The organism is Streptomyces sp. VRA16 Mangrove soil, assembly GCF_017377775.1.
GTDB lineage: Bacteria > Actinomycetota > Actinomycetes > Streptomycetales > Streptomycetaceae > Streptomyces.
Genome location: NZ_JAFVLN010000003.1, coordinates 518,463 through 542,193 on the forward strand (window position 1 = coordinate 518,463; position 23,731 = coordinate 542,193).

A 23,731-nucleotide genomic window follows, 5' to 3' on the forward strand; every position below is an offset into this window, starting at 1 on the left:
GGTGGGCGGGTGTGTCCGCCGGGTGACGGATGCGGCGCGGATCGCGGGTGCGTGGGGGCTCGTCGCGCAGTTACCCGCGCCCCCGAAGCACGCGCCGCGCGCGGCTTCCTCCTGGGTGGGCGGAGCTCGCTTCGAGGGGCGCGGGGAACTGCGCGACCAGCCACGCACCGTCCGCGGCCGCCGACCGGACCACCCTCGGCAGACGAGAGCGCACCCATGCCCCAGGCCACATTGCGCATCACGCCCCCGACCGATACGGATAACCCCGTGACGTCATTCGCCCCGGACTCGATCGTCCTGAACCGTAAGTTGCCGCTCTGGTATCAGGTGTCGCAGTCCCTGCGCGCCTCGATACTCGGAAGGTCACCGCAGGACCCGCTGCGCCTGCCCACCGAGGAACAGCTCGCCGGTCACTACGGCGTCTCGGTGCTGACCATGCGCCAGGCCCTCAAGGAGCTGGAGGACGAGGGCCTGATCACCCGGCACCGCCGCCGCGGCACCTTCATCGAACCGGCCGCCCAGCGCGGCGCACCGGTGCGGCTGCTCGGCTCGGTGGACGCGATCGTGGCGCAGCAGTCCGGCATGACGGCCGAGCTGCTCGAACACGGCAGCACGCCCGTGCCCGCCGCGCTGGCCGACCACTTCCCGGGGACCGGGCACGTCGCGATGTACCACCGGCTGCGCAGCGACGAGAAGACCGGCGAGCCGACGAACCACGCCCGCAACTACATCCGGCCCGAACTGGGCGAACGGGTCGACGTCGCGGACCTGGAGCGCTGGCCGATGACGAAGGTGCTCAGGGACGTCGTGGGCGTGCGGATCACCCGGGTCACCGACTCCGTCGAGGCGCGGCTCGCCGACCCGGAGACGGCCCGGCTGCTCCAGGTGCCGCTGCTCAGCCCGATCCTGCACTACACGGGCATCACGTACGACGAGGAGGGCCGCGTCCTCGACGTGGCCGTCATCCACTACCGCGGCGACCGGTTCTCGTTCTCGGTGACACTGGACGCGGACTGACCGCGCGCACGGGGGACGTACCATGCCGCACGTGACGAACGACCGGCTCACCGACGCGATCGAGCTCTCGGACCTCATGCCGTGGTCCGTGGCGCCCCTGCGCCTGGGCCGCGGCTGGCCCGTCGCGCCGGACGCCGCGTCCCTGAAGGCCCGTTGGGACAGATTCGTCCGCGCGAGCGCCGCCGAACGCGAGGCGCTCCTGGAGTCCTCCCGTGCCCGCACCCTGCACACGGCGGCGGCCCAGCTGCCCGGTCAGCGCGCGGGCACCGAGCCGCTCGCCCACGCCGAGGGCCCCTGCCCCGAGCCGGTGCGCATCCTGCACGGGCCGTTCGACGAGCAGTGGCTGATCCCCGACCAGCGCCTGATCGACGCGGCCCGCCCCGAGCTGTGGCGGGTCGCCGACGAGCGGCAGCTGTACCTGGTGGAGCAGGGGTACGTGCCCGAGGCCGCGGGCCCCGTCGTGCTCGCGTCCGCCGTGCTGCCCGAGGGCCGCTCCCCCGCCGGACGTCCCGGCCGGATCCGCCCCCTGTACCGGCGTCCGGGCGCGGCCGAACCGAACATCGCGCCGGGGCTGCTCCAGCACCTCTCCGGAACGTACGGACAGGACGTCGCCGCCGACGATCTGTTCGCCTGGATCCTGGCCACGGCCGGGCGCGACGCCCGCAAGGAGTGCCGGGTGCCGCTGCCCGCCGACCCGGACGTGTGGCGGCGCGGGGTCGAACTCGGCCGCCGCGTCCTGTGGTTGCAGCGGCGCGGCGCCGGCACCGAGCGCCCGAAGCTGCCGGGCGGCCGCCGCCCGTACGTCCGCGCCCCGCTCCCGGCCCGCCCGGCGGAACTCCGCTACGACCGCGAGGAGGAGGCCCTGCTCGTCGGGGACGGCCGGATCTCCCCCGTGCCGACGGCCGCCTGGGACTTCCACGTCAGCGGGGTGCGCGTCCTGGAACAGTGGTTCGCGCGCCGCACGGCGACGGCCGAGCCCGGCACGCTCGCGGCGGTCCGCCCGGCGACCTGGCCGCAGAACTGGACGTCGGAACTGCTCGAAGTCGTCACCGTCCTGGCCCTGCTGACCGAACTGCGCCCGCTCCAGGACGAGTTGACGGCCGCCCTCGGCGATCTGATCACCCCGGCCGAGCTGCGCGGCGCCCACGTCCTGCCGGTCCCGGACAGCGCCCTGCACCCGGCCTCGGTCCTGGACCACCAGGAAGAGGGGCCGGGCGGCCAGTTCGCGCTGCTCTGAGCGGAGCTACGCGCCGACCTCGCCCGCGAACCCCTCCAGCGTCCGCCGCAGTGCCCGCTCGAAGACGGCCTCCAGGTCGATGGGTCCGGCGTCCTCGGTGAACGCGGCGGCGAGGCGCGGGTACTTCCCCGTGGCCACCTGGCTGCCGAGGTAGGCGATCCGCACGGCCTGTTCCTGCTCCTCGCTCCACGGCAGCGACCGGGTGCGCTCGGCGGTGGCGATCTCGTTGGCGACGTAGGTCGTCACCACGCTCGTCACGGACGCGATCAGCTCCATCTTCGTGCCGTAGGACACCTCCAGCGGGTCCAGGCAGCTCAGGCAGTACTCCAGGTACGTCAGGGCGTTGGGGCTGAACCCGTACACCGGTGACATCAGGCGCGGCAGCCAGGGGTGGCGGTGCATGAGGGCGCGCGCCTGCCGGGCGAGGCCGAGCACGTCGGCGCGCCAGTCGCCGGACGGCTCGACGTAGTCGTACTCGGCGCTGACGGCGTCGACCATCAGCTCGTACAGGTCCTCCTTGCGCGGCACGTAGTTGTACAGCGACATCGTGCCCATGCCGAGGTCACCGGCGACCCGGCGCATGGAGACCGCGTCGATGCCCTCCGCGTCGGCGACGCGCACCGCCGCGGCCGCGATGTCGGCCCTGCTGTGCGCGGGCCGTGGGCCCCGTCCGGCGCGCTCGGGGCGCGCCCAGATCACTTCGGGTACGGCCGCTCGGCCCGCCATTGATCATCACCTCGCGAACCATCGTAGTTACGTACGGCGTACGTAGTGCGGTACGGTGGCACCATGACTTCTACGTACGCTGTACTTAGTGAGGGTCTGGAGAAGCGCTTCGGCAAGGGCGACACGGCCGTGCACGCCGTACGGGGCCTGGATCTCGCGGTGCGCGAGGGCACGGTCTGCGGTCTGCTCGGGCCGAACGGCGCGGGCAAGACGACCGCCGTACGGTTGTTGACCACGCTGCTCCGACCGGACGCCGGGACCGCGCGTGTCGCGGGCCACGACATCACCGCGCAGCCGCACGAGGTCCGCCGCCGCATCGGGGTCACCGGGCAGTACGCGTCGGTCGACGGCGAGCTGAGCGGGCGCGAGAACCTGCGGCTCTTCGCCCGGCTGCTGCGCGCGCCCCGGGAGGACGCGGACGCGCTGCTCGAACGGTTCGGGCTCGTCGAGGCCGCCGAGCGGCCCGCGCGCACCTACTCGGGCGGGATGCGCCGCCGCCTCGATCTGGCGGCGAGCCTGCTCACCCGGCCCGCCGTGCTCTTCCTGGACGAGCCGACGACCGGCCTCGACCCGCACAGCAGGAACGCCATGTGGGACGCCGTGCGCGACCTGGCCCGCGAGGGCACCACCGTCGTGCTGACCACCCAGTACCTGGACGAGGCCGACCGGCTCGCCGACGACGTCGTCCTGATCGACGAGGGCCGCGCCGCGCACAGCGGCACGCCCGCCGAGCTGAAGGCGCAGATCGGGCACTACGCCGAGGTCGTCGTGGCCGACCCGGACGAGCGCGCGCTGCACGCGGCCGCCGTCGTGCTCGATCAACTCACCGGCGCCCGACCCGAGTTGGACCGCGCCCGGCAGGCCGTCGGCGTCGTCGTGCTGGACCCGACGGTGACGCTGCCGCGCGTCGTGCGCGAACTCGACGCGGCGGGCGTGCCGCTGGCGGACGTCACGCTGCGCCCGCCCACCCTCGACGAGGCGTTCCTGCGCCTCACCACCAGCCGCCCCGAAGGAGTCCCCGCATGAGTTCCGCGATCGTGTACGACAGCACGGCGATGCTCGGCCGGCATCTGCAGCGCATCCGGCACGCCCCGGCGATCCTGCTGATGACGCAGACGATGCCGATCGTGTTCCTGCTGTTCTTCGGGTACGTCTTCGGCAGCGCCCTCGCGATGCCGGGCGCCGACTACCGGGCGTTCCTGGTGCCGGGCATGCTGGTGGCGACCGCGGCCAACGGGATCATGACGGGGATGTTCACCGCCGCGCAGGACTCGCACCGCGGCGTCATGGACCGCTTCCGTACGCTGCCGATGTCCCGCTCCGCGGTGCCGGTCGGGCAGGCGGCGGCGGACCTGGTGACGACGGCCGTCGGACTCGTCCCGCTGGTCCTCGTGGGTCTCGCCATGGGGTGGCGGATCGAGGGCGGGGCGGCGGCCGCGTGCGGCGCCTTCGGGCTGCTGCTCCTGTTCCGCTCCGCCGCGACCTGGGTGGGGATCCTGCTGGGGCTCGCCTCCCGGAGCGAGGAGGCGGCGGGGCAGCTGGGCGGTGCGACGTTCATGCTGCCGCTGCTCTCGAACGCGTACATCCCGACCGACGGCATGCCGGGCTGGGTCCGCACGCTGGCCGAGTGGAACCCGATCAGCGCCGTCGCCACGGCGGTGCGCGATCTGTTCGGCAACGCCCCGGTGCCGCACGGCGCGTCCTGGCCGGTGGCGCATCCGGTGGCCGGCTCGCTGAGCTGGTGCGCGGTCCTGCTCGCGCTGTGCGTGCCGCTCGCCGTCCGCCGCTACACGCACGGCGGACGGTGAGCGGAGCGACGGACGGCGCGCGGGACGACGGGCCCTAGGTCTGGGGCGCCAGTTCGGGGCCGAGCGAGGAGAACTTCTCCTGCGACACCACCCGCTTCGGCGGCCAGGTGATGTTGTTCGGCGGCCACTTCTGTCCGGTCTTCTTCAGGAACCAGGCCGGCGGCTCGTACATCGGCGGCTCATAGCCGTCGGGCAGCGCCGTCTTCCACGCGACGCCCTTCGTACGCTCCTTGAACTCGTCCTTGACGGCCTTCAGGCGCTCGGGCTGGGTGATCAGGTCCACCGCCGTCGCCGCCAGATACTTCGCGGCGGCCACCACGGCGGCCTGCCCGGGGGCCGCGGCGGCGCAGGCCGCGGTGGACCAGGTGTGCATCTTGGTGCCGATCGGGGCGAGCGCCGCGCCCATCGACACGGTCGGCACGTTCCAGCTGATGTCGGCGACGTCGGTCGACCCGCCGCCCAGGAACGCCGGGTTGGGCGGGGTCAGGTCGCCGATCGCGTCGTGCATGCCCTTCTGCGGCAGCCCGAGGGACTCCTGCAGCTCCTTCGCCAACGCATGGGCGGCGTCCGGGAATGCGGGCGGGCCGATCTGCCGCATGTTCTCGTGCAGCAGCTCGGCGAAGGACTGCGAGGGCAGCTGGTTCCAGCAGGCCGAGGTGATCCGGTGCTGCACCTTCGTCTGCGACGCCTTGGCGGCGGCCTCGGAGACGGCGATCACCTTGTCGAGCAGGACCTGGACGCGGGCCGGACTGCCTTCGCGTACGTAGTAGGAGATCTCGGCGATCTCCGGGGTCACGTTGGGGATGTCCCCGCCGTTGTTGATGACCCAGTGCAGGCGACCGCTCGGGGCGAGGTTCTCCTCGCGCAGAAACTCCGACATCGTCGCCATCATCACGGCGGCGTCCAGCGCCGACTTGTTGCCGAGCGGGGTGCCGCCGTGGCCCGCGACACCGAGGAAGGTGAAGGTCACGGCGGTCATCGCGGTCGTGCTGCCCCAGCCGGTGGCGTTGGCCGTGGAGGGGTGCCAGTCGAGGAAGGCGTCGAGGCCCTCGTACACGCCTTTGCTGACCGCGTACGTCTTGCCGATCAGGGTCTCCTCGGCGGTCGAGCCGAAGAACTTCACCGTGACGGGGAGCTTGTGCTTCTTCGCCGCCTGCGCGACGGCGGCGGCAGCGGCCGCCGCGGCGGTGCCGAGCGCGCTGTGCCCGCAGCCGTGCCCCGGGCCGTAGCTGGGGGCGAACGGGTCGTGGACGTACTCGCGCGGGTCGTGGTGTCCCACGCCCTTGTTCTGGGAGAGGCCGGGCAGCGCGTCGTACTCACCGCTGAAGCCGAGCACCGGGCCGCCGCTGCCGTACGTGAACGTCGCGGTGAAGGCGGTCGGGAATCCCGCGGTGCCGAACTCGACGTCGAATCCGGCCCGTTCGAGGAAGCCGGCCTCGGCGAGCGAGGAGTTCCACTCGCGCAGGGACAGTTCGGCGTTCTCCCAGATCTCGGCGTTCAGGCCGGTGATCCGGTCGGTGTTGCCGGTGATCCAGCCGAGTGCGGTGGCCTTGGCGGGGCTGTCCTCGGCCAGGCCCTCGGGGGCCTTGTACTCGGCGGCCCCGGCGGGGGTCGTGTCGGCCGCGGCGGCCATGGCGGGGTCCGCCTCCGCCGTCATCACGGCGGCGGTGACACCGGCCGCGCCGAGCATCTGCATGATGCGGCGTCTGCTGAGCTGGGGGCCCGACGCCAGCAGCGCCGAGTGATGTTCGTGCTGGTCGTGCAGGTCACACACGCGTACCTCCGGGGGACGGGGGCGAGGCTGGTGTAGCTGTATCGGCCATCGACGATCACGGCACACAGTGGACCCCGGAAGTTGCTCCGTCAACATCCGTGCATGACAAGCCTGTTACGGAAGCGGGAGAAGAGACGGACGCACACACGAGCCAGGCCCGCACCCGACCCCCACGCCGGAGCGTCCGCCGCATGCCGTGGGGATGACGGTCGCGAAGATGCGCAGCGGTACGCCGGACGGCGCGGAGGTCGAATGCGGGCCTGGACCCTTGCTGGACGGGCGGCCCGGCCCGGAGGCCGGGCCCGAGGGCCTAGTGGCCGCCGAACAGCGAGCGGCGCAGTCGCCGCAGAGGTGCGAAGAGCGAGACTCGTCGCACTCGTGCACGGCTGGTGCTGCGCTCGTCGTGCGCGGTGTCACGCGCGGTCAGCTCACGCATCAGCGTCGTCGCCTCGACCGTCTCGCGCTGCGGGACGGCAGGGCCGCCGAGCACCGAGAGATGGCGGTCGAGCCGCGAACTGGTCGCACTGCTCCCGCAGGTGATCGCAGGCACACGAGGCCTGCTGCGCACTGTTATCTGTTCCATGTCACTCCCCACCCGTACGAGGGCACTCAGCCCGGGCAGGTTAACCCTATCGCCCCCGCGCGACACTCGTGTATCCCGGTAGCAGGATTCACCTCCCCTGTAAGGAGGTTGACGCCTTCCCCGTGATTACTCTCCGAATCCAACTGATTTCAGGGCGAGTTGGACAAGAGGGGCACTTGTGGGGTGCCGGGAGCCGCCGTCCGGCTCGGTCGTGACAGCCAGTGAGGAGGCGTCCGACGTCAAGCCGGTCGCGAGCAACGGCGTGTCGGAGCCGCTGTCGGGCAGCACGCCCAGGGAACGCGGCGGCCCGGAGCCCTTGGGGAGCACCCACAGCTGGTGGTCGCGGCCGCGGGGCGGCGGGGCGAGATCCGTGACGGTGATCACGGCGCTGTGCCGGCGGGACGATGCGACGACGGCGATGCCGTCGCCGCGGACGGCACGGGCGTCCGGAGCGGCGAGAACGTGGGCGATCTCACGTGCCTCGGCCTGCCGTGCGTCGAGCCGGTCCTGAGTGCGGGTCAGCTCCACCCCGAGCAGCACCGCGGCGATCAGCGCGAGGACGGCGGCGCCCGCGGCCAGCGGCACGAGCAGCGGTCGGCGGGCCGCCGGCGCCGCGCCGGGCGGGGGCGCCGGTTCCTGTTCGAGGGTGCGGACGGCGCTCAGGACACGGTCGCGCAGCCCCGGCGGGGCCGGGACGCGGGCGGCGCGGGCCAGGCGCAGGGTGTCGACCGCGTGGGCCTGGACCTCGGCGGTGCAGCGCTCGCAGTGCCGCAGGTGCCGTTCGAACCGGGCGAGTTCGGGCGGGTCGAGGGCGTCGAGGGCGTACGGGACGGCGAGCGAGTGCACGTCGCGCAGCGGCCAGGCGGTGAGCCACCGCGGCAGGCGCCTCATGCGGAGGCCCCGTCCAGGCAGGACCGCAGGCGCAGCAGCCCGTCGCGCATCCGGGTCTTGACGGTGCCGAGCGGGACGGCGAGACGGCGGGCGACCTCGCGGTAGGTGTAGCCGTCGTAGTAGGCGAGGGTGACGGCCTGCCGCTGGAGGTCGGTGAGCCGGCCCAGACAGCGGCGCACCCAGTCCCGCTCCAGGACCGACTCGACCTCCTCCACGACCTGGTCGAAGGGCGGGGTGTCGGCCCGGCGCGCGGCGCGCTGCTCGCGCTCCCCCGCCGCGCGCACGCTCCTGACGCGGTCGACGGCCCTGCGGTGGGCGAGGGTGAGGATCCAGGGGAGGGCGGTGCCGCGCCGCGGGTCGTAGCGGGCGGCGGTGCGCCACAGTTCGAGGAACACCTCCTGGGCGACCTCCTCCGACTGCGCCGGGTCCCGCAGCACGCGCCGGATCAGTCCGTACACCGGGCCCGAGACCTGCCCGTACAACTCCTCGAAGGCCTGCTGATCGCCGCGTCCCACGCGGGTGAGCAGTGCGTCGGTGCTCTCCACGACATCCATACGGTCCCCCGTTCCGGCCCGCTCATTGTGCTGCCGCCCGTGATGCGGAGACAGGGGCGGGAGCGGATGGCACGCGCCGCCCCGCGACCGTCCCGGAAGCCGGACCAATCCGCCCCGCCCCGGGCCCCGAATGGCCGTCAAGAGGCTCGCGCGGTGCGAGCACCGAGACCTGAAGACGTTCACGAGGGACGGACGCGATGACAGCAACCGCCAGGAAACGCCGGGGAGTTCGCCCCCTGGCCGCGCTGATCTGCGGCGCGCTGGCCGCCGGGGGGCTCGCCGCCGCCGGGGCGACCGTGCTGCGACCGCAGGAGGCGCACGCCTCCAGCCATAGGGAGGCACCGCTGATCTCGGGGGACCCGCAGCACGACAACACGGACGTGTACGCGTTCGTCAGCCCCGACAAGCCGGACACCACGACCCTGATCGCCAACTGGATCCCGTTCGAGGAACCGGCCGGAGGACCGAACTTCTCTCCGTTCGCGGAGAACTCCCAGTACGACATCCACATCGACAGCGACGGTGACGGTCAGGGCGATCTGCTCTACCGCTGGACGTTCCACACGAAGACCAGGAACGGCAGCACGTTCCTGTACAACACGGGCCCGGTCACCTCGCTCGACGACCCGGACCTGAACGTCACGCAGACGTACGACATCGATCTGCTCACGCTGCACGACCAGAGGATCGTCTCCACGACCGAGCTGGCCGACGATCTCCCGGTCGCGCCTTCGAACGTCGGAAAGGCGTCGATGCCGCAGTACGGGACGCTGCGCGAGCAGGCGGTGCGCCAGGTGCAGGGCGGCGGATCGGCGTTCGCGGGCCAGGCCGACGACCCCTTCTTCCTCGATCTGCGGGTCTTCGACCTGCTCTACGGCGGCAACCTGTCGGAGGTCGGCCGGGACACGCTCGCCGGATACAACGTCAACACCATCGCGCTCCAGGTCCCGACGGCGTCCCTGACGCAGTCGGCGCAGCAGCCGATCATCGGCATCTGGTCCACCACCCAGCGCAAGAACGCCGAGGGCGCCTGGACCCAGGTCTCCAGGCTCGGCTCCCCGCTGGTCAACGAGGTGGTGATCCCGCAGCGGGACAAGGACAGGTTCAACGCCTCGCACCCGTGGAACGACGCGGACTTCCTGCCGTACGTCACCAAGCCCGAGCTGCCCAAGCTGCTCCAGGCGATCTACAAGCTGCCGGCACCGGAGGAGCCGCGCAACGATCTCGTCTCCGTGTTCCTGACCGGTGTGAAGGGCCTGACGCAGCCGCCGCACGTGCGGCCCGCGGAGATGCTGCGCCTCAACACCTCCATCAGGCCGACGAGTTCACCGAAGCGGCTCGGCGTCCTCGACGGGGACAACGCCGGGTTCCCCAACGGGCGACGGCTGACGGACGACGTCGTCGACATCGAACTGCAGGCCGTAGAGGGCGAACTCCTCGGCAACAAGAACGACTTGGGCGACGCCGTGAACGCCAACGACACGCGGTTCGGCTCCACCTTCCCGTACGTGGCCCTGCCCACGTCCGGCTCGCGCGGCCCGCTGGCGAAGAAGGACGGCAGTGGCGACACCAACCGCAGCGCCCTCAACGGCGGCGCGCTGGGCAGCAGTTCGTCGCCGTCCGGCGGCTCGCCCGACAACACGCTGCTCATCGCCTCGGCGTCGGCGGCGGGCGCCGGTGTGCTGCTCGTCGGCCTGGGCCTGGCGTGGTGGCGGGGCCGGACGCGGCGGCGCGGGGCGCTGTAGCCGGCACCCTCCCTGCTCATTCCCTCCCCCTCCTCCCCTTTCCTCCGCTCACAGAAAGGTGATCTTCATGGCTCCGCGCCTCTCAGGACGCACCGCCGTCGCCGCGTGCGCACTGGCACTCGCCCTCACCGGGGGCGCGGTCGCCATCGGCGGGGGCGGCGACGGCCATCGGCCCACGGTGGCCGCCGAGCCGCCGCCCCAACAGCTCGGCACGGGCGGCCTCGACCGTTCGGTCCAGACCCTCCAGACCCATCTCCGGTCCCAACCCCAGGACTTCGGCGCATGGGCGACGCTCGGCACGGCCTACGTCGAACAGGCCCGCACGCTCGGCGACCCGTCCCGCTACCCGCAGGCACAGCGCGCCCTGTCCCGCTCCCTGAAGCTGCGCCCCGACGGCAACGACGCCGCGCTCGCCGGACGGGCGGCCCTCGCCGCGGCCCGGCACGACTTCCGCGGCGCCCTGCGGGACGCCCGCCGCGCCCTCGCCGTGAACCCGTACAGCGAGCGCGCCCTGTCCACCCGTATCGACGCCCTGGTCGAGCTGGGCCGCTACGGGGAGGCCGGGCGGGCGGCCTCCGAGGCGGACGCGCGCCGCCCCGGCATCCCCGTCTTCACCCGTTTCTCGTACGTGCGTGAGCTGCGCGGCGACGTCACGGGCGCCCGGCGCGTCCTGCGGCAGGCGCTCGCCTCGGCGTCGTCGCCCGCCGACGAGGCGTACGTCGCCACGGCGCTCGGCCAACTCGCGTGGCGCCAGGGAGACTTCGGCGAGTCCCTGCGCGACTGCGGGCGCGCACTGCGGGCCGACGCGAGTTACGTGCCCGCGCTGGAGTGCCGGGGCAGGGCGCGGGCCGGCCGGGGCGACACCGCCGCGGCCGTCGCCGACCTGCGCGACGTCGTCGCCCGCTACCCGCTGCCGGGCCCGCTGGTCGAACTCGGCGAACTCTACGAAAAGCAGGGGAAGCTGTCGGCGGCCCGCGCCCAGTACGGGCTCGTCTCCGCCTGGATCGCGCTGGCCCGCGCCAACGGGGTCGACGTCGACCTCGACACGGCCCTCGCCGCGGCGGAGCACGGCGACCGGAAGGCGGCGCTGCGCGCGGCGCGGGCCGAGTGGGCGCGCCGGCACACCGTGCACACGGCGGACGCCCTCGGCTGGGCCCTGCACGTCAACGGCCACGACAGCGAGGCCCTCCGCTACGCCCGCTTCGCCACGCACACCGGCTACCGCGACGCGACGTTCTTCCGCCACCGGGGAATCGTGGCCCGGGGAGCGGAACGCAAGGAGTGGCTGAACAAGGCGAGGACCCTGACATGAACCACAACCTTGAGCGCCCGCAGCGGCCTGCAGCCATGAACAATCCGCCGCCCGCCCCCACCCGCCTCGGACAATCCACCACCAAGGACAATCCACCACCCACCCTCACCCACCTCGGGCAATCTGCCGCCAAGGACAATCCGCCGCCCGCCCCCACCCGCCTTGGGCAATCTGCCGCCATGGGCGGCAGGGTGGGCAAGGCGGCACCCCGGCGCGGGGCGAGCGCTCCGACCGGCCTCCGCCTCGGCCCCGCCGCACCATCGCCGGGTGCAGCACGATCTCGGCCGGTCGCGCGGTTCCCCGCACCCCTGGCGGGCCGCAGGATCCTCCTCGCCGCGCTCACCCTCCTGGCCGCCCTCGCCCTCACCCTGCTCCCCACCGCAAAGGCATCCGCCCACCCCCTGGGCAACTTCACCACCAACACCCACGACGGCCTCGTCCCCACCCCCACCCTGCTCCGCGTCACGCACCTGGAAGACCTCGCCGAGATCCCCGCCACCCAGGCCGAACCCGACATCAGGCGCACAGGGATGGCGAGTTGGGCCAGCACCCGCTGCCGCAGCGCCGCCGAATCCACCCACCTCACCGTCGACGGCCACCCCACCCCGCTCACCCCGGGCACCGCCCACGCCACCCTCCGCCCCGGCCAGGCCGGCCTGCACACCCTGCGCGTGGAGTGCCACGCCACCGCCCCACTGCCCCGCGAGGGCGCCACGCTCACCTTCCGCTCACCCGCCCGCCCGGGCCCCGGCTGGCACGAGATCACCGCGCAGGGCGACCGCACCACGCTCACCCGCAGCGACGTCCCCCGCACCTCCACGTCCCGCCTCCTCACCCACTACCCCAAGGGCCTGCTGTCGTCCCCGCCCGACGTGACCACGGCCGCCCTCCGCGTCACCCCCGGCGGCCCGGCCCTGACCGGACAGCGCCCGCCGCCCACGGCGTCCGGCGCCCTGCCGCGCGGCGCCGACCGCTGGACCAGCGCGCTGACCGGCCTCGTCGCCCGCCACGACCTCACCCCGGGCTTCGCGGCGCTCGCCCTGGCCGGCGCCCTCGTGCTCGGCGCGCTGCACGCGCTCGCCCCGGGCCACGGCAAGACGCTGATGGCGGCGGCCGCGGCGGCCCGCGGCCGGGCCCGGCTGCGCGACGTCCTGCCGCTCGCGGCCTCGGTCACCGTCACGCACACGCTGGGCGTGGTCGCGCTCGGCGCCCTGGTCATCGGCGGCTCGACGGCGACTCCGTCGATCGTGGCGTGGCTCGGCGTGGCCAGCGGCGTCCTGGTGACGGGCGCGGGCCTGACACTCGTACGCAAGGCATGGCGCAACAGACTGACACCCCGCACCCGCGCCCACACACACGATCACGATCACAGCCACAGCCACGAGCACGACCACAGCCTCGACCACAGCCACCCCCACCCCACAGCCCCCACCCTCCGCGGCGCCCTCTTCCTCGGCTTCGCCGGTGGCCTCGTCCCCAGTCCGTCCGCGGTCGTCGTCCTGGTCGGCGCCGCGGCCCTCGGCCAGGCCTGGTTCGGCACGCTGCTCGTGGTCGCGTACGGGGCCGGGCTCGCGGTCACCCTGACGGCGGCCGGGTTCGTCGTCGTACGGGCGGGGGCGTTCGCGGGCCGCCGGATCGGGCGGGCGCGGGCCGGGACGTGGCGGGTCGCCGGGCGCCTCGTGCCGCTCGGCTCCGCGTGTGTCGTTCTCGCCCTCGGGTGCGGATTGGTGTTCAAGGGGGCCGCATCGGCGCTCGGTTGAGCTACTTTTGTTCAGACTTGTCGTGTTGTCGTGGCGAGTGGGGGCGGCGCCCGTGAGCTCAGGTCCTGCCAGTGGCGGAAGTGGAAGCGGTGGTCGGGTCGTCGCAGGGCGGTACCGACTGCTCGACCCGATCGGCGAGGGTGGCATGGGCACCGTGTGGCGGGCCCATGACGATGTGCTCGGGCGCGAGGTCGCCGTGAAGGAGGTGCGGGCCCCGGCCGGGCTGCCACCGGCGGACCGCGAGCGGATGTACCGGCGCCTGGAGCGCGAGGCGTGGGCGGCGGCACGGATCGCACACCGCAATGTGATCACGCTGTACGACGTGGCGACGGACGGCGAACGCCCCTGGGTCGTCATGGAGTTGGTGCGCGGTGTCTCCCTCGCCGACCAGCTGGACGCGGAGGGCCCCCTCTCCCCGCAGCGCGCCGCACACATCGGGGCCGAGGTGCTCGCCGCGCTGCGGGCCGCGCACGAGGCCGGGGTGCTGCACCGCGACGTGAAGCCGGGGAACGTCCTGCTGTCGAACGACGGCCGGGTCGTCCTCACCGACTTCGGGATCGCCATGGTCGAGGGGACACAGGCGCTCACCATGACCGGGGAGGTGATCGGCTCCCCCGAATTCCTCGCCCCTGAGCGGGCGTTGGGACGCACGCCGGGCCCGGAGTCCGATCTGTGGTCGCTGGGGGTGCTGCTGTACGCGGCCGTGGAGGGTCACTCCCCTTTCCGGCAGGACACCCCGCTGAGCACGCTGCGTGCGGTCGTCGACGAGGAGCTGCCGCCGGCGGACCACGCGGGGCCGTTGACGCCCGTCATCGAGGGGCTGCTGCGCAAGGATCCGGCCGAGCGGATCTCCGCGGCGGACGCCGAGCGGGATCTGCGGATCGTCGGCGCGGGCGGCACGCTGCGCCCGGGGTCGTCGGGGCTGTCGTCGATGCCCACCCAGACGGGCCGGTACCCGTCGGCCTCGTCCACGCCGCCGAAGCCCCTGCCCGTACCCGTACCCCTGCCGACGGCCGGTGCCGCGTCCGCCGGCTCGCCGTCCGCGGCGGCCGGCACCGCGTCGACCGTTGCGGCCGACACCGGCCGGCGCGACGCGCGCCGCGCCTCGCTCGCCCTGATCGCGGGCATCGTCGTACTGCTGCTGGCGATCGGCGGACTGGCGTACGCGCTGCTCAACCGTGACGACGGGGGCGGCGGGAGCAACAGCGGCGGCAGCTCGGGGGGCTCCGGCAGCGGGAGTTCGGGCGGCGGTGCGACGAACGCGGGGGGCGGTGGCGGCGGTTCGTCGACCGGCGGCGGCCCGAGCGAGAGCTCCTCGGCGCCGGGCGGCAGCAGCACCAGCCCGGGAAGCGGCGGGTCCGGGGGCGGGGGCGGGCACACGACCACCCCGGCCCAGTCGGTGCGGGTCAGCGTCTCGGCGGTGCGCGGCAGTTACTCCGGGCCCTGCCCGCCGCCCGCGTCGGCGGCCCCGGCCTTCGCGGCGACGATCACCGTGGGGCGGACTCCGGCCGAGGTCGAGTACCGGTGGGTGACGAAGAGCGGGGAGCCGTCGGATCCCGGCTGGAAGACGCTCAGTTTCGGTTCGGGCGGCGCGAAGAGCCGTACGGTGAACACGACGGAGGCGACGTACACGGACGGCGGCACGCTGCGCAACGAGATCGGGGTGGAGGTGCGCAGCCCGGTCGCGGTGACGTCCGACTTCGTCTCGTACTCCGTGACGTGCGAGGTGGTGACCCCCACGACGGGAGCCACCACCGGTTCACCCACGTACTGAGGGGACGGTCACGCGGCGGACGTGAAGACGGGCAGGTAGCCGCCCGACTGTCCGGCGGCGGTCGGGTGGTACGACTCGCCGATGTTGGTCCAGTTGACGCTGTGCAGCCACGAGTCGCTGGAGCAGATCTCGTGTCCGGTGAACGTCGTGCGGACGTCGCCGAAGGTGAAGCCGTGGTCGGCGGCCTTCTTGCTGATGGTGGTGTCGAGCAGGTCGGCGGCGCTGTTGATGGCGGAGCGTTCGGTCTCGGACAGGCCCGCGAGGCACGAGCCGTTCAGCTGGTAGAAGCGGGGGTAGCCGATGGCCACCACGTGCGCGGCCGGGGCCTTGGCGCTGATCGCGTTGTAGACCGCGTCGAGGTTGCCGGGCAGGGTCGAGGTGACGTACGTGCGGGCCTGGGAGATACGGCTGAGGCAGGTGGACTCGGAGTAGAGGACACAGGTGGTCATCACGTCCGCGAAGCCCGCGTCGTTGCCGCCGACGCTGATGGAGACGAGGCCGGTGGCGCTGCTGAGCGAGCCGAGCTGATTGGCGATCACATCACCCGTACGAGCGCCCGAGCACGCCTCGAAGTTGAAGGTGGAGGGTGAATGGGCGGCTGCCCACAGGGACGGGTACGCCTTGGTGGAGCGCTTGCAGTCGCCGCTGGAGCTGATGTAGCTGCCGGAGCCGACCCCCGAGGAGTACGAGTCACCGAGGGCCACATAGCCGGTGGCCGCCGCCTGTGCGGTCGTCGCCCCGGTGAGGGCGACGCCGGATGCGAAGAGGAACGAGGTCACGAATGCCGCAAGTCGGAAACGTCTCATGGAACCTCCTTTAGCAGGATCTCTGCCACATCCGTGGTAGCACGCCCCTCTACTGCTCGGTAATACCCATGCGTGATGTTTTACATGTGCATGTCGATGCGTCAACTGAGGTTCAAGTCAAGGGAGTTCCCCTTGACGGCCCCCTTGCGGCTGCGCGACATTGAAGCCCGGCATCCGGCGCTTCAGGGGGCAAAGTCGCCCATGCAGACCATCGGCATCAAGCCGCCGTCATCCGGCGGTTCGGGGGAACAGCGGACGGACACACCGTCCGGCAGAGACACGCTGCATCTGCTCGCGGGGGCGGGCGTCGTCGCGGCAGGGGCAGGGCTCGTGCTCGCGCTCACGCACGCCGACTCACCACTGCGCGGACCACTCGCGCTCTTCTTCCTCCTGGCCGCGCCCGGCGCCGCGTTCGCGGCGGCCCTGCGCGGCCTCGACATCTGGGCCCGCATCCTCGTCTCGGCCGCCGGCGCGGTCTGCGTCGTGATGCTGGTCGCCCAGGGCATGCTCGCCACCCACCGCTGGTCGGTCGACGGCGGAGTCGTCGCGGTGGGCGCCATCAGCGCCCTCGCATTCCTCACCCAGTCGGCCGTCCGCAAATGGAAAGGCAAAATCCGCTAACGGGGCAGGAGTTGAGGTAAAGGACAGAACAACAAAAACGTGAGGCCTCGTTCCAGGTCTTGCCATACAGTCTCAATCATCAATACCGTCGTACATCCACCCGCATCGGACCATCACGCAATGCGATCTAGGGGAGGGCTCAAGATCGCGAAGGCCCGGCGCGGGGCGCGGTAGGGGGGTGCCGTGCTCGGTGAGCCGCTAGTTCTTACGACGTGGGTCGCTGAGTCGCGTGCCGCGCGGCCGGTCCAACCAACCGGTGTGTATTGCCAGCTCACCCGGCCTGTACGGAGAGCGATCCGTCCTGGCCGTAAGTGAGAACCCCCCTTTCGAACCGGATACACAACCGGACCGCCCGAGGGGCGGGCGGTCCACCGGACGAGAGGGACCAGACTCATGAGCAGTTCCGTGGTGCGCCCGGTGATCCCGGACGACGGGACCACGCCCGCACGAATACCCGCCCAGTACCGGGCGATCTCCACGCACCTGGCCATCGCGCCGCGGGTGAGCGTGGTCATTCCCGCCATGAACGAGGCGGAGAACCTTCCCTACGTCTTCAAGACTCTTCCGGACTGGATTCACGAAGTCGTCCTGGTGGACGGCAATTCGACCGACAACACGGTGGACGTGGCGCGGGAGCTGTGGCCGGACGTCGTGGTCGTGCCGCAGAGCGGAAAGGGCAAGGGGGATGCCCTGATCACCGGTTTCCAGGCCTGCTCGGGCGACATCATCGTGATGGTCGACGCGGACGGCTCGGCGGACGGCCAGGAGATCGTCAGCTATGTGTCGGCGCTGGTGTCCGGCGCCGACTTCGCCAAGGGCTCCCGGTTCGCCAACGGCGGTGGCACGGACGACATGACACCCATCCGCAAGCTGGGCAACTGGGCGCTGTGCACGGCCGTGAACGCCAAGTTCGGGGCCCGCTACACCGACCTGTGCTACGGGTACAACGCGTTCTGGCGCCACTGCCTCGACGAGATCGAGTTGGACTGCACCGGCTTCGAGGTCGAGACCCTGATGAACATCCGGGTCGTCAAGGCGGGCCTGAAGGTCCAGGAGATCCCCAGCCACGAGTATCTGCGCATCCACGGGGCGAGCAATCTGCGCGCTGTGCGGGACGGGATCCGGGTGCTGAAGGTGATCCTCCAGGAGCGCTCGAACCGGCGCGCCCTGCGCAACAGCAAGACCGGCCCCGCCAAGCTCAACCTGGTACGGGGAGACGGATCTTGACGGAGTCTCAGAGCACGCGGATGACGGCTTCGGTCGTCATCTGCGTGTACACCGAAGACCGCTGGACCGACATCCTCGCCGCTGTCGACTCGGTCCGGGAGCAGTCCTGCCCGGCCCTGGAGACGCTGCTGGTCGTCGACCACAATCCGGCGCTCCTCGACCGCCTCGGCAAGGAGTTCACGGAGGCGGCGGACATCCGCGTGCTCGCCAACCGGGGACCGCGCGGCCTGTCCGCCGGGCGCAACACCGGGATCGCCGTCGCGCGCGGCGAGATCATCGCGTTCCTCGACGACGACGCGGTCGCGGAGCGGGACTGGCTGCGCTGGTTCCTCGACGGGTACGCCGATCCGCAGGTGATGGCGGTCGGCGGGCGCACCGAGCCGATCTGGGCGTCGGGGCGCCGGCCGGTCTGGTTCCCCGAGGAGTTCGACTGGGTGGTGGGCTGCACGTACAAGGGCCTGCCGCGCGGCAAGGTGAAGGTGCGCAACGTGCTGGGCGGCAACGCCTCGTTCCGGCGCACCGCCTTCGACGCGGCCGGGGGGTTCGCCACCGGCATCGGCCGGGACGGCGACAAGCGGCCGCTGGGCTGCGAGGAGACGGAGCTGTGCATCCGCCTCAGCCGGGCCAGACCGGACGCGGTGCTGCTGATGGACGACCGCGCGGTGATCCACCACCGGGTCCCGGCCGCCCGTGAGCAGTTCGCCTACTTCCGCACCCGCACCTACGCCGAAGGTCTCTCCAAGGCCCTGGTCGCCCGAAGTGTCGGCGCCGACAAGGGACTTGAGAGCGAGCGCGCCTACACGAGCCGGGTGCTCCCGGCCGGGGTGGCGCGCGGGGTACGGGACTTCGTGCTCGGCCGGGCCGGGGGCGCGGGGCGGGCCGGGGCCATCGTGGCCGGAGTGGCGACGGCGGCCGGTGGGTACGTTCTCGGCAGTTTCCGGGCGCGGGGCGGAGGTGCTGGATCACCTGGGTTCTCCGTCGTGGAGATCGACCGGGACGACGCTTTGGGGGAAGCGGCATGAGTGACAGGGAACGGACGTCGGACGGAGTGCCGGTACCGATCCTCATGTACCACCAGGTCGCCCATGAGCCGAGCGACGAGACCCGGGGACTCTCGGTCTCCCCCGGGCAGTTCGCGGAGCAGATGGAGCTGCTCGCCGAGCACCGGTGCACTCCGCTGACCACCGCCGAGCTCGCCGGGATCTGGCGCGGCGGCGGCCGGGTGCTGCCCGACCGGCCCGTCCTGATCACCTTCGACGACGGCTACGAGGGCGTGCACCGGCACGCCCTGCCCGTTCTCGCCAAGCACGGCTTCGCGTCCACCCTGTTCGTCTCGACGGGGTGGCTGAAGGGCGCGCACGACACCGGCCGTGGGCTCGACACGATGCTCGACTGGGACCAGGTGCGGGCGCTCGCCGGGCAGGGCGTGGAGATCGGCGGGCACAGCCATACGCATCCGCAGCTGGACCAGCTCCCGGACGACGACCTGGAGTTCGAGCTGCGGGAGTGCCGCGAGATCGTCGCGCAGGAGCTGGGCGGGCCGCCCGTCTCCTTCGCGTATCCGTACGGCCATTCCGACCGGCGGGTGCGCCAGGCCGTGCGCACGGCCGGCTACGCCCAGTCGCTCGCCGTCGGCAACGGCCTCGCGAGGCGCCGCCAGGGTCCCTACGCCCTGCAGCGCGTCACCGTGCGCCGCTCCACCGGCGCCGCCGAGTTCGAGCGGCTGATCGAGGGCCGCGCGATCGGACGCACCTTCGCCAGGGACCGTGCCCTCACCAAGGGGTACGCCGTGGTCCGCAGAGCCCGACAGGTTCGCCGGAAGGCAGCTCGTACCCGTGTCTGACACGACCACCACCTCCGCCGCCCAGGCCGCCCAGGCCGCGCCGGGCACCACCGATGCCACCGAGCCGCAGGCGCCGCCCGGACGCAGACTCAGGCTGCCCGGCATGGGCCGCGGCAAGAAGGGCAAGACAGACGGCATGGGGTCGGGGGGCGGTAATCAGCTGTTCCGCAACGCCTATGCGCTGATGCTGAACACCGGCATCTCCGGGGTGCTCGGCGTCGGTTTCTGGCTGGCCGCCGCGCACTACTACACGGCGGACGCGGTCGGCCAGGGCTCCGCGGCGATCGCGGCGATGAAGTTCCTCGCGGGGCTCATGGCCGTGACGCTGACCGGGGCCCTGGCCCGCTTCATCCCGATCGCGGGACGCGGCACGGGCCGCCTCATCTTCCGTACGTACGCGGGGAGTTCGGCGGCCGTCGCCATCGCCGCGCTGATCTTCCTGCTGACGCTCGACGTGTGGGGCCCGTCGTACAGATTCCTGCACGGGCCGCTGAACGGTCTGGGGTTCATCGCCGCCGTCATCGCGTGGGCGCTGCTCACGCTCCAGGACGGGGTGCTGACCGGGCTGCGCAGCGCGCTGTGGGTGCCGGTCGGCAACACTGTGTTCTCGCTGGTGAAGCTGGGGCTGCTGGTCGCGTTCGCGACGACGCTCGCCACGACGGGTGTGTTCGTGTCGTGGGTGGTGTCCATCGCGTTCTCGGTGGTCCCGCTGGGCTGGCTGGTCTTCCGTCGGCTTGTGCCCAAGCACATCGAGGCGACGGACGGGAAGGCGGATCCGCCGAGTCTGCGGCAGATCGGCCGGTTCGTCGCGGGTGACTCCACGGGCTCGCTGTTCTCGCTCGCCGTCGTGTACCTGGTGCCGGTCGTCATCGCCTCGCAGGTCAGCTCCGCGGACAACGCGTACTTCTACATCACCACCACGATCGGCGGCACGGTCAATCTGCTGGCGATCAACATGGGTGCCTCGCTGACGGTGGAGGGCTCGCACGACCCGGCGCAGCTCGCCGCGAACACGCGGGCGGCGCTGCGCCGCATGGCCCGCATCATGATCCCGATCTGTGGGCTGCTCTTCATCCTCGCGCCGTACATCCTGCATGTCTTCGGCGCCGACTACGCGCACGCGGCGACGCCGCTGCTGCGCTGGTTCGCGGTCGGTGCGGCGCTGCGCGTGGTGATGGAGACGTACTTCGCGGTGCTGCGCGCACAGAGCCGGACCTCCGGACTCGCCTGGCTGCAGGGCCTGTTGTGCGTGCTGGTGCTCGGCCTGACGCTGCTGTTGCTGCCGCGGATGGGTCTGACGGGCGCGGGCGTCGCGGAGATCTCCTCGCTCGCGGTGATCGTGACGATCGCCGCGCCGAAGCTGTGGCGTGTGGTGCGGGCCGCGCCCGCCGCGCCGCCCTCCGACGCCGCGGCGCCCGACGGCGACCTCGCCGATCTCGGGACGCCGAAGGTGCCGGCCGGGGCGGCCGAGAAGCAGGGCCCGAAGTGGGCGCTGCGCAACGCGATGGACTCGGACACGCTGCATCTCGCGGTGCAGCTCAACCTGGACCACCAGGAGCGGCGGCCGGATGTGCGGCCGGGTCCCGTGACCCCGCCGCGCGGCACGCCCTCGGTGCACCGGCCGACGTGGGCGCTGCGGGCTCCGGTGCCGGGCCAGCGGTCGGGCGCCTCGGCCTCGCAGGCGTCCAGCGAGGGCAACAGCGAGAGCGGCTCGGGGATGCCGGGGACGCGCGACACCGTCGATCTGAAGCCGGGTGAGGAGACCGGCCAGGATTCGGGCGAGCCGCGCGGCCGGCAGCCCGGGGGCGGCGGTACGGAGGCGGGGACGGGGACGGGGACGGGGACGGACTCCGGCGACACCGGGGGCGGCAAGGGAGTCGGTCTCGTCTCCCCCTTGCCCGAGCTGCCGGTCACGCCCCCGGCACCGCCCGCGCCACCCGCGCCACCGGCCGCCCCGTCCGCACCCGTCCGGGCGCGCCTGACTCCGTCCGTGGCCGTCCTCGGCCTGCTCCTGGTCGCGGCGCTCGGTCTGTACTGGGGCCCCGTCCTCGGGATGAGCGACGTCGACCTGGACCGCATGGGCGGTCTGGGTCTGATCTCCGTCCTGTCCCCCGTGACGCTGCTCGGCGGCGCACTGCTCATCGGTGTCTTCGCCTCGCTGCTGTGGCTCGAACGCCCGCACACATGGCTGCTGTTGGCGACGCTGCTCGCCACGGTCGTGTCGCTGCACGCGCTGCCGGCCGTCATCGAGACGGAGCCGCGCTTCGCGACCGCCTGGCAGCACCTGGGCTTCATGGACTACATCGACCGCACGGGCTCGGCGGTGCCGGACCTGGACGCCCGCTGGAGCTGGCCGGGCTTCTTCGCCGCGGCCGCGTTCGTCGCCAAGGCGTGCGGCGTCAGCGACCTGGGCGAGGTCATCCGCTGGTGGCCGATGACGATCCAACTCCTCTATCTGGCACCGATGTTCCTGCTGCTGCGCTCGGTGCGGGCCGGCTGGAAGGCCAAGTGGACCGGCCTGTGGATCTTCGTGCTCAGCGGCTGGGTGGGCCAGGACTACTTCTCGCCGCAGGGCTTCACGTACCTGCTGTATCTGATGTTCGTGGCGATCCTGCTGGTCTGGTTCCGGGCGCCGCGCGTGCTGTGGACCAAGCGCCGGCCGGGTGAGGCGGAGGTCGAGCCGACGGACCGCCGTCAGCGGGCGGTGCTGCTCGTCGTCCTGATCGCGCTGTTCGCGGCGACGGTTCCGGCCCACCAGCTCACGCCGTTCGTGATGCTGGGCGTGCTCGCGGTGCTGGTCCTGGTCGGCCGCTCCGAACTGCGCGGTCTGCCGCTGTTGTTCGGGGTGCTCGTCGCGGTCTGGCTGGGCTTCCTCGCCGAGCCGTACTGGTCGGGGCACTTCAACGACCTGTTCGGCGGCGTGGGCGGTGTCGGCGGGAACGTCTCTTCGTCGGTCTCCGGCCGTATCCAGGGCGGCAGTTCGACGCACAAGCTGGTCCTCTACACGCGTGTGCTGCTCGCGGGCGGCGTGATGGCGTTCGCCTGCTACGGCTGGTGGCGGCGGCGCGACTGGAAGTACCGCGAGCGGACGCTGATCGTGCTGACCTTCGTGCCGTTCCTGGGCTTCGGCATGCAGTCGTACGGCGGCGAGATGGCGCTGCGCGTCTTCATGTTCGCGCTGCCCGGCGCCGCGCTGCTCGCCGGTCTCGCGCTCTTCCCGCGCACCGGCGTCACCGCGAAGGAGCGCGACAAGGACCGCATCAGCCTGGCCCCGCTGGCCGCGCTGATGGCGGGCCTGCTGCTCATGGGCGGCTTCCTGGTGGCCCGTTGGGGCAATGAGCCCTTCGAGCGGATCAGGCCGGGCGAGGTCGCGGCCATGGACTACGTGTACGCCCATGACAAGCCGACGGTGCGGCTGCTGTGGATGAGCAACGACACGGTCGACAACGTGACGCCCGCGATGCCGTGGGGCGCGCGCGACATGGAGAAGGTGCAGTACGTGCCGACGCTGGCGCCGGTCGACCCGGTCCTGGTCGGCGGCCTGGTGAAGGCGCTCAAGGACGCAGGACCGAACTCGTACCTGATGATCAACAAGAGCCAGGTCGTCTATCTCCAGCTCGACGTCGGCTACTCGAAGGCGTGGTCCTCGCGTCTGGTGGAGAACCTGGACCGGCGTACGGAGCTGAAGAAGGTCTACGCCAACGCCGACGTGACGATGTACCAGTTGCGCAAGGAGCCGTCCGGCAAGGTCGAGAAGCCGAAGCCGGGACCGATCGGCCCGCAGATCACCTGGACGCCGTGGTCGGTGGTGGGCGCGCTCGCCGCGCTGGCGCTGATCGTGCTGCTCACGGCGCGCGAGGTGGTCAGGGTGGCGGCCCGCCCGAGCGTGCGCCAACTGCGCTGGCTGCAGAGCACGTTCTGGTTCTCCCTGCCGCTGCTCGCGGTGGTGCTCGCGTCGCTGATCCAGCGGTTCATCACGATGGGGCTCAACTGAGGCGACGAGGACGACGAAGGGGCGCGGGGTGGTGCGACCACCCCGCGCCCCTTCGCCGT

The 23,731-nt window shown here is 72.2% G+C and carries 19 protein-coding genes; 13 read left to right on the forward strand and 6 right to left on the reverse strand.

Annotated elements, in window-relative coordinates; translation table 11 throughout:
- Window positions 1-267: 267 nt before the first annotated feature.
- Entirely contained in the window at window positions 268-1,017 is a 750-nt protein-coding gene (locus tag J3486_RS11745; protein WP_207820157.1) for a GntR family transcriptional regulator, read from the forward strand.
- A gap of 22 nt (window positions 1,018-1,039) precedes the next feature.
- Window positions 1,040-2,254, forward strand: coding sequence for a type ISP restriction/modification enzyme (locus J3486_RS11750; RefSeq protein ID WP_207820158.1), 1,215 nt, complete (start codon window positions 1,040-1,042; stop codon window positions 2,252-2,254).
- A 6-nt stretch (window positions 2,255-2,260) separates the two neighbouring features.
- Here J3486_RS11750 and J3486_RS11755 read toward each other — a convergent pair whose 3' ends face one another.
- Complete coding sequence (locus J3486_RS11755; protein ID WP_207820159.1) at window positions 2,261-2,980, reverse strand: TetR/AcrR family transcriptional regulator; 720 nt, start codon at window positions 2,978-2,980, stop codon at window positions 2,261-2,263.
- Window positions 2,981-3,043: 63 nt separating this feature from the next.
- On the opposite strand from J3486_RS11755, the gene J3486_RS11760 reads away from it, so the two are divergent.
- On the forward strand, window positions 3,044-4,006 hold the full coding sequence (locus J3486_RS11760; RefSeq protein WP_207820160.1) for an ATP-binding cassette domain-containing protein: 963 nt from the start codon (window positions 3,044-3,046) through the stop codon (window positions 4,004-4,006).
- Window positions 4,003-4,788, forward strand: coding sequence for an ABC transporter permease (locus tag J3486_RS11765; RefSeq protein ID WP_207820161.1), 786 nt, complete (start codon window positions 4,003-4,005; stop codon window positions 4,786-4,788). The genes J3486_RS11760 and J3486_RS11765 overlap by 4 nt, the downstream gene beginning before the upstream one ends.
- Window positions 4,789-4,822: 34 nt before the next feature.
- On the opposite strand, the gene J3486_RS11770 is transcribed toward J3486_RS11765, so the two are convergent.
- The 4 genes from J3486_RS11770 to sigK all read right to left on the reverse strand — a co-directional run bounded on the left by J3486_RS11770 (window position 4,823) and on the right by sigK (window position 8,590).
- Window positions 4,823-6,562, reverse strand: a complete 1,740-nt coding sequence (locus tag J3486_RS11770) for an amidohydrolase (protein WP_207820162.1) — start codon at window positions 6,560-6,562, stop codon at window positions 4,823-4,825.
- A 310-nt stretch (window positions 6,563-6,872) separates the two neighbouring features.
- Window positions 6,873-7,145 carry a hypothetical protein gene (locus J3486_RS11775; RefSeq protein WP_207820163.1) on the reverse strand — a complete coding sequence of 91 codons (273 nt, stop codon included), beginning with the start codon at window positions 7,143-7,145 and terminating at the stop codon, window positions 6,873-6,875.
- A 126-nt stretch (window positions 7,146-7,271) separates the two neighbouring features.
- Window positions 7,272-8,036, reverse strand: a complete 765-nt coding sequence (locus J3486_RS11780) for an anti-sigma factor domain-containing protein (protein WP_207820164.1) — start codon at window positions 8,034-8,036, stop codon at window positions 7,272-7,274.
- Window positions 8,033-8,590 carry an ECF RNA polymerase sigma factor SigK gene (sigK, locus tag J3486_RS11785; RefSeq protein WP_207820165.1) on the reverse strand — a complete coding sequence of 186 codons (558 nt, stop codon included), beginning with the start codon at window positions 8,588-8,590 and terminating at the stop codon, window positions 8,033-8,035. The genes J3486_RS11780 and sigK overlap by 4 nt, the downstream gene beginning before the upstream one ends.
- Before the next feature lie 197 nt (window positions 8,591-8,787).
- Here sigK and J3486_RS11790 point away from each other — a divergent pair, with 197 nt between their 5' ends.
- From J3486_RS11790 to J3486_RS11805, 4 genes are all read left to right on the forward strand, one after another.
- Window positions 8,788-10,335 carry a DUF4331 domain-containing protein gene (locus J3486_RS11790; RefSeq protein ID WP_207820166.1) on the forward strand — a complete coding sequence of 516 codons (1,548 nt, stop codon included), beginning with the start codon at window positions 8,788-8,790 and terminating at the stop codon, window positions 10,333-10,335.
- A 67-nt stretch (window positions 10,336-10,402) separates the two neighbouring features.
- A complete protein-coding gene (locus J3486_RS11795) occupies window positions 10,403-11,647 on the forward strand; it encodes a tetratricopeptide repeat protein (protein ID WP_207820167.1) in 1,245 nt (414 codons plus the stop codon).
- Between the two features lie 179 nt (window positions 11,648-11,826).
- The gene (locus J3486_RS11800; protein ID WP_207820168.1) at window positions 11,827-13,407 is read left to right on the forward strand and encodes a sulfite exporter TauE/SafE family protein; all 1,581 of its coding nucleotides are present in this window, start codon (window positions 11,827-11,829) and stop codon (window positions 13,405-13,407) included.
- Between the two features lie 145 nt (window positions 13,408-13,552).
- Complete coding sequence (locus J3486_RS11805) at window positions 13,553-15,181, forward strand: serine/threonine-protein kinase (RefSeq protein WP_229377837.1); 1,629 nt, start codon at window positions 13,553-13,555, stop codon at window positions 15,179-15,181.
- Between the two features lie 8 nt (window positions 15,182-15,189).
- On the opposite strand, the gene J3486_RS11810 is transcribed toward J3486_RS11805, so the two are convergent.
- Window positions 15,190-15,987: an SGNH/GDSL hydrolase family protein gene (locus J3486_RS11810; RefSeq protein WP_207820170.1), complete on the reverse strand. Its 798-nt coding sequence runs from the start codon at window positions 15,985-15,987 to the stop codon at window positions 15,190-15,192.
- A 201-nt stretch (window positions 15,988-16,188) separates the two neighbouring features.
- Between J3486_RS11810 and J3486_RS11815 the strand changes: the two genes are divergently transcribed.
- The 5 genes from J3486_RS11815 (at window position 16,189) to J3486_RS11835 (ending at window position 23,672) form a co-directional block, all read left to right on the forward strand.
- Window positions 16,189-16,608, forward strand: coding sequence for a hypothetical protein (locus tag J3486_RS11815; protein WP_229377838.1), 420 nt, complete (start codon window positions 16,189-16,191; stop codon window positions 16,606-16,608).
- A 393-nt stretch (window positions 16,609-17,001) separates the two neighbouring features.
- The gene (locus tag J3486_RS11820) at window positions 17,002-17,835 is read left to right on the forward strand and encodes a glycosyltransferase family 2 protein (protein WP_229377839.1); all 834 of its coding nucleotides are present in this window, start codon (window positions 17,002-17,004) and stop codon (window positions 17,833-17,835) included.
- A 20-nt stretch (window positions 17,836-17,855) separates the two neighbouring features.
- Window positions 17,856-18,857 (forward strand): glycosyltransferase family 2 protein, encoded by a 1,002-nt coding sequence (locus J3486_RS11825; RefSeq protein WP_207820295.1) that lies wholly within the window; start codon window positions 17,856-17,858, stop codon window positions 18,855-18,857.
- A complete protein-coding gene (locus tag J3486_RS11830) occupies window positions 18,854-19,678 on the forward strand; it encodes a polysaccharide deacetylase family protein (protein ID WP_207820171.1) in 825 nt (274 codons plus the stop codon). The genes J3486_RS11825 and J3486_RS11830 overlap by 4 nt, the downstream gene beginning before the upstream one ends.
- Window positions 19,671-23,672 carry a lipopolysaccharide biosynthesis protein gene (locus tag J3486_RS11835; protein WP_207820172.1) on the forward strand — a complete coding sequence of 1,334 codons (4,002 nt, stop codon included), beginning with the start codon at window positions 19,671-19,673 and terminating at the stop codon, window positions 23,670-23,672. Before J3486_RS11830 ends, J3486_RS11835 begins: the two co-directional genes overlap by 8 nt.
- Window positions 23,673-23,731: the final 59 nt, after the last annotated feature.

Bases quoted from the DNA above. Each gene is read 5' to 3' on its own strand.
- sigK (WP_207820165.1), bottom strand. From the start codon at position 8,590: ATGGATGTCGTGGAGAGCACCGACGCACTGCTCACCCGCGTGGGACGC.
- J3486_RS11805 (WP_229377837.1), top strand. From the start codon at position 13,553: ATGGGCACCGTGTGGCGGGCCCATGACGATGTGCTCGGGCGCGAGGTC.
- J3486_RS11765 (WP_207820161.1), top strand. From the start codon at position 4,003: ATGAGTTCCGCGATCGTGTACGACAGCACGGCGATGCTCGGCCGGCAT.
- J3486_RS11825 (WP_207820295.1), top strand. From the start codon at position 17,856: ATGACGGCTTCGGTCGTCATCTGCGTGTACACCGAAGACCGCTGGACC.
- J3486_RS11780 (WP_207820164.1), bottom strand. From the start codon at position 8,036: ATGAGGCGCCTGCCGCGGTGGCTCACCGCCTGGCCGCTGCGCGACGTG.
- J3486_RS11820 (WP_229377839.1), top strand. From the start codon at position 17,002: ATGAGCAGTTCCGTGGTGCGCCCGGTGATCCCGGACGACGGGACCACG.
- J3486_RS11775 (WP_207820163.1), bottom strand. From the start codon at position 7,145: ATGGAACAGATAACAGTGCGCAGCAGGCCTCGTGTGCCTGCGATCACC.
- J3486_RS11810 (WP_207820170.1), bottom strand. From the start codon at position 15,987: ATGAGACGTTTCCGACTTGCGGCATTCGTGACCTCGTTCCTCTTCGCA.
- J3486_RS11755 (WP_207820159.1), bottom strand. From the start codon at position 2,980: ATGGCGGGCCGAGCGGCCGTACCCGAAGTGATCTGGGCGCGCCCCGAG.
- J3486_RS11750 (WP_207820158.1), top strand. From the start codon at position 1,040: ATGCCGCACGTGACGAACGACCGGCTCACCGACGCGATCGAGCTCTCG.
- J3486_RS11815 (WP_229377838.1), top strand. From the start codon at position 16,189: ATGCAGACCATCGGCATCAAGCCGCCGTCATCCGGCGGTTCGGGGGAA.
- J3486_RS11760 (WP_207820160.1), top strand. From the start codon at position 3,044: ATGACTTCTACGTACGCTGTACTTAGTGAGGGTCTGGAGAAGCGCTTC.
- J3486_RS11790 (WP_207820166.1), top strand. From the start codon at position 8,788: ATGACAGCAACCGCCAGGAAACGCCGGGGAGTTCGCCCCCTGGCCGCG.
- J3486_RS11830 (WP_207820171.1), top strand. From the start codon at position 18,854: ATGAGTGACAGGGAACGGACGTCGGACGGAGTGCCGGTACCGATCCTC.
- J3486_RS11795 (WP_207820167.1), top strand. From the start codon at position 10,403: ATGGCTCCGCGCCTCTCAGGACGCACCGCCGTCGCCGCGTGCGCACTG.
- J3486_RS11800 (WP_207820168.1), top strand. From the start codon at position 11,827: ATGGGCGGCAGGGTGGGCAAGGCGGCACCCCGGCGCGGGGCGAGCGCT.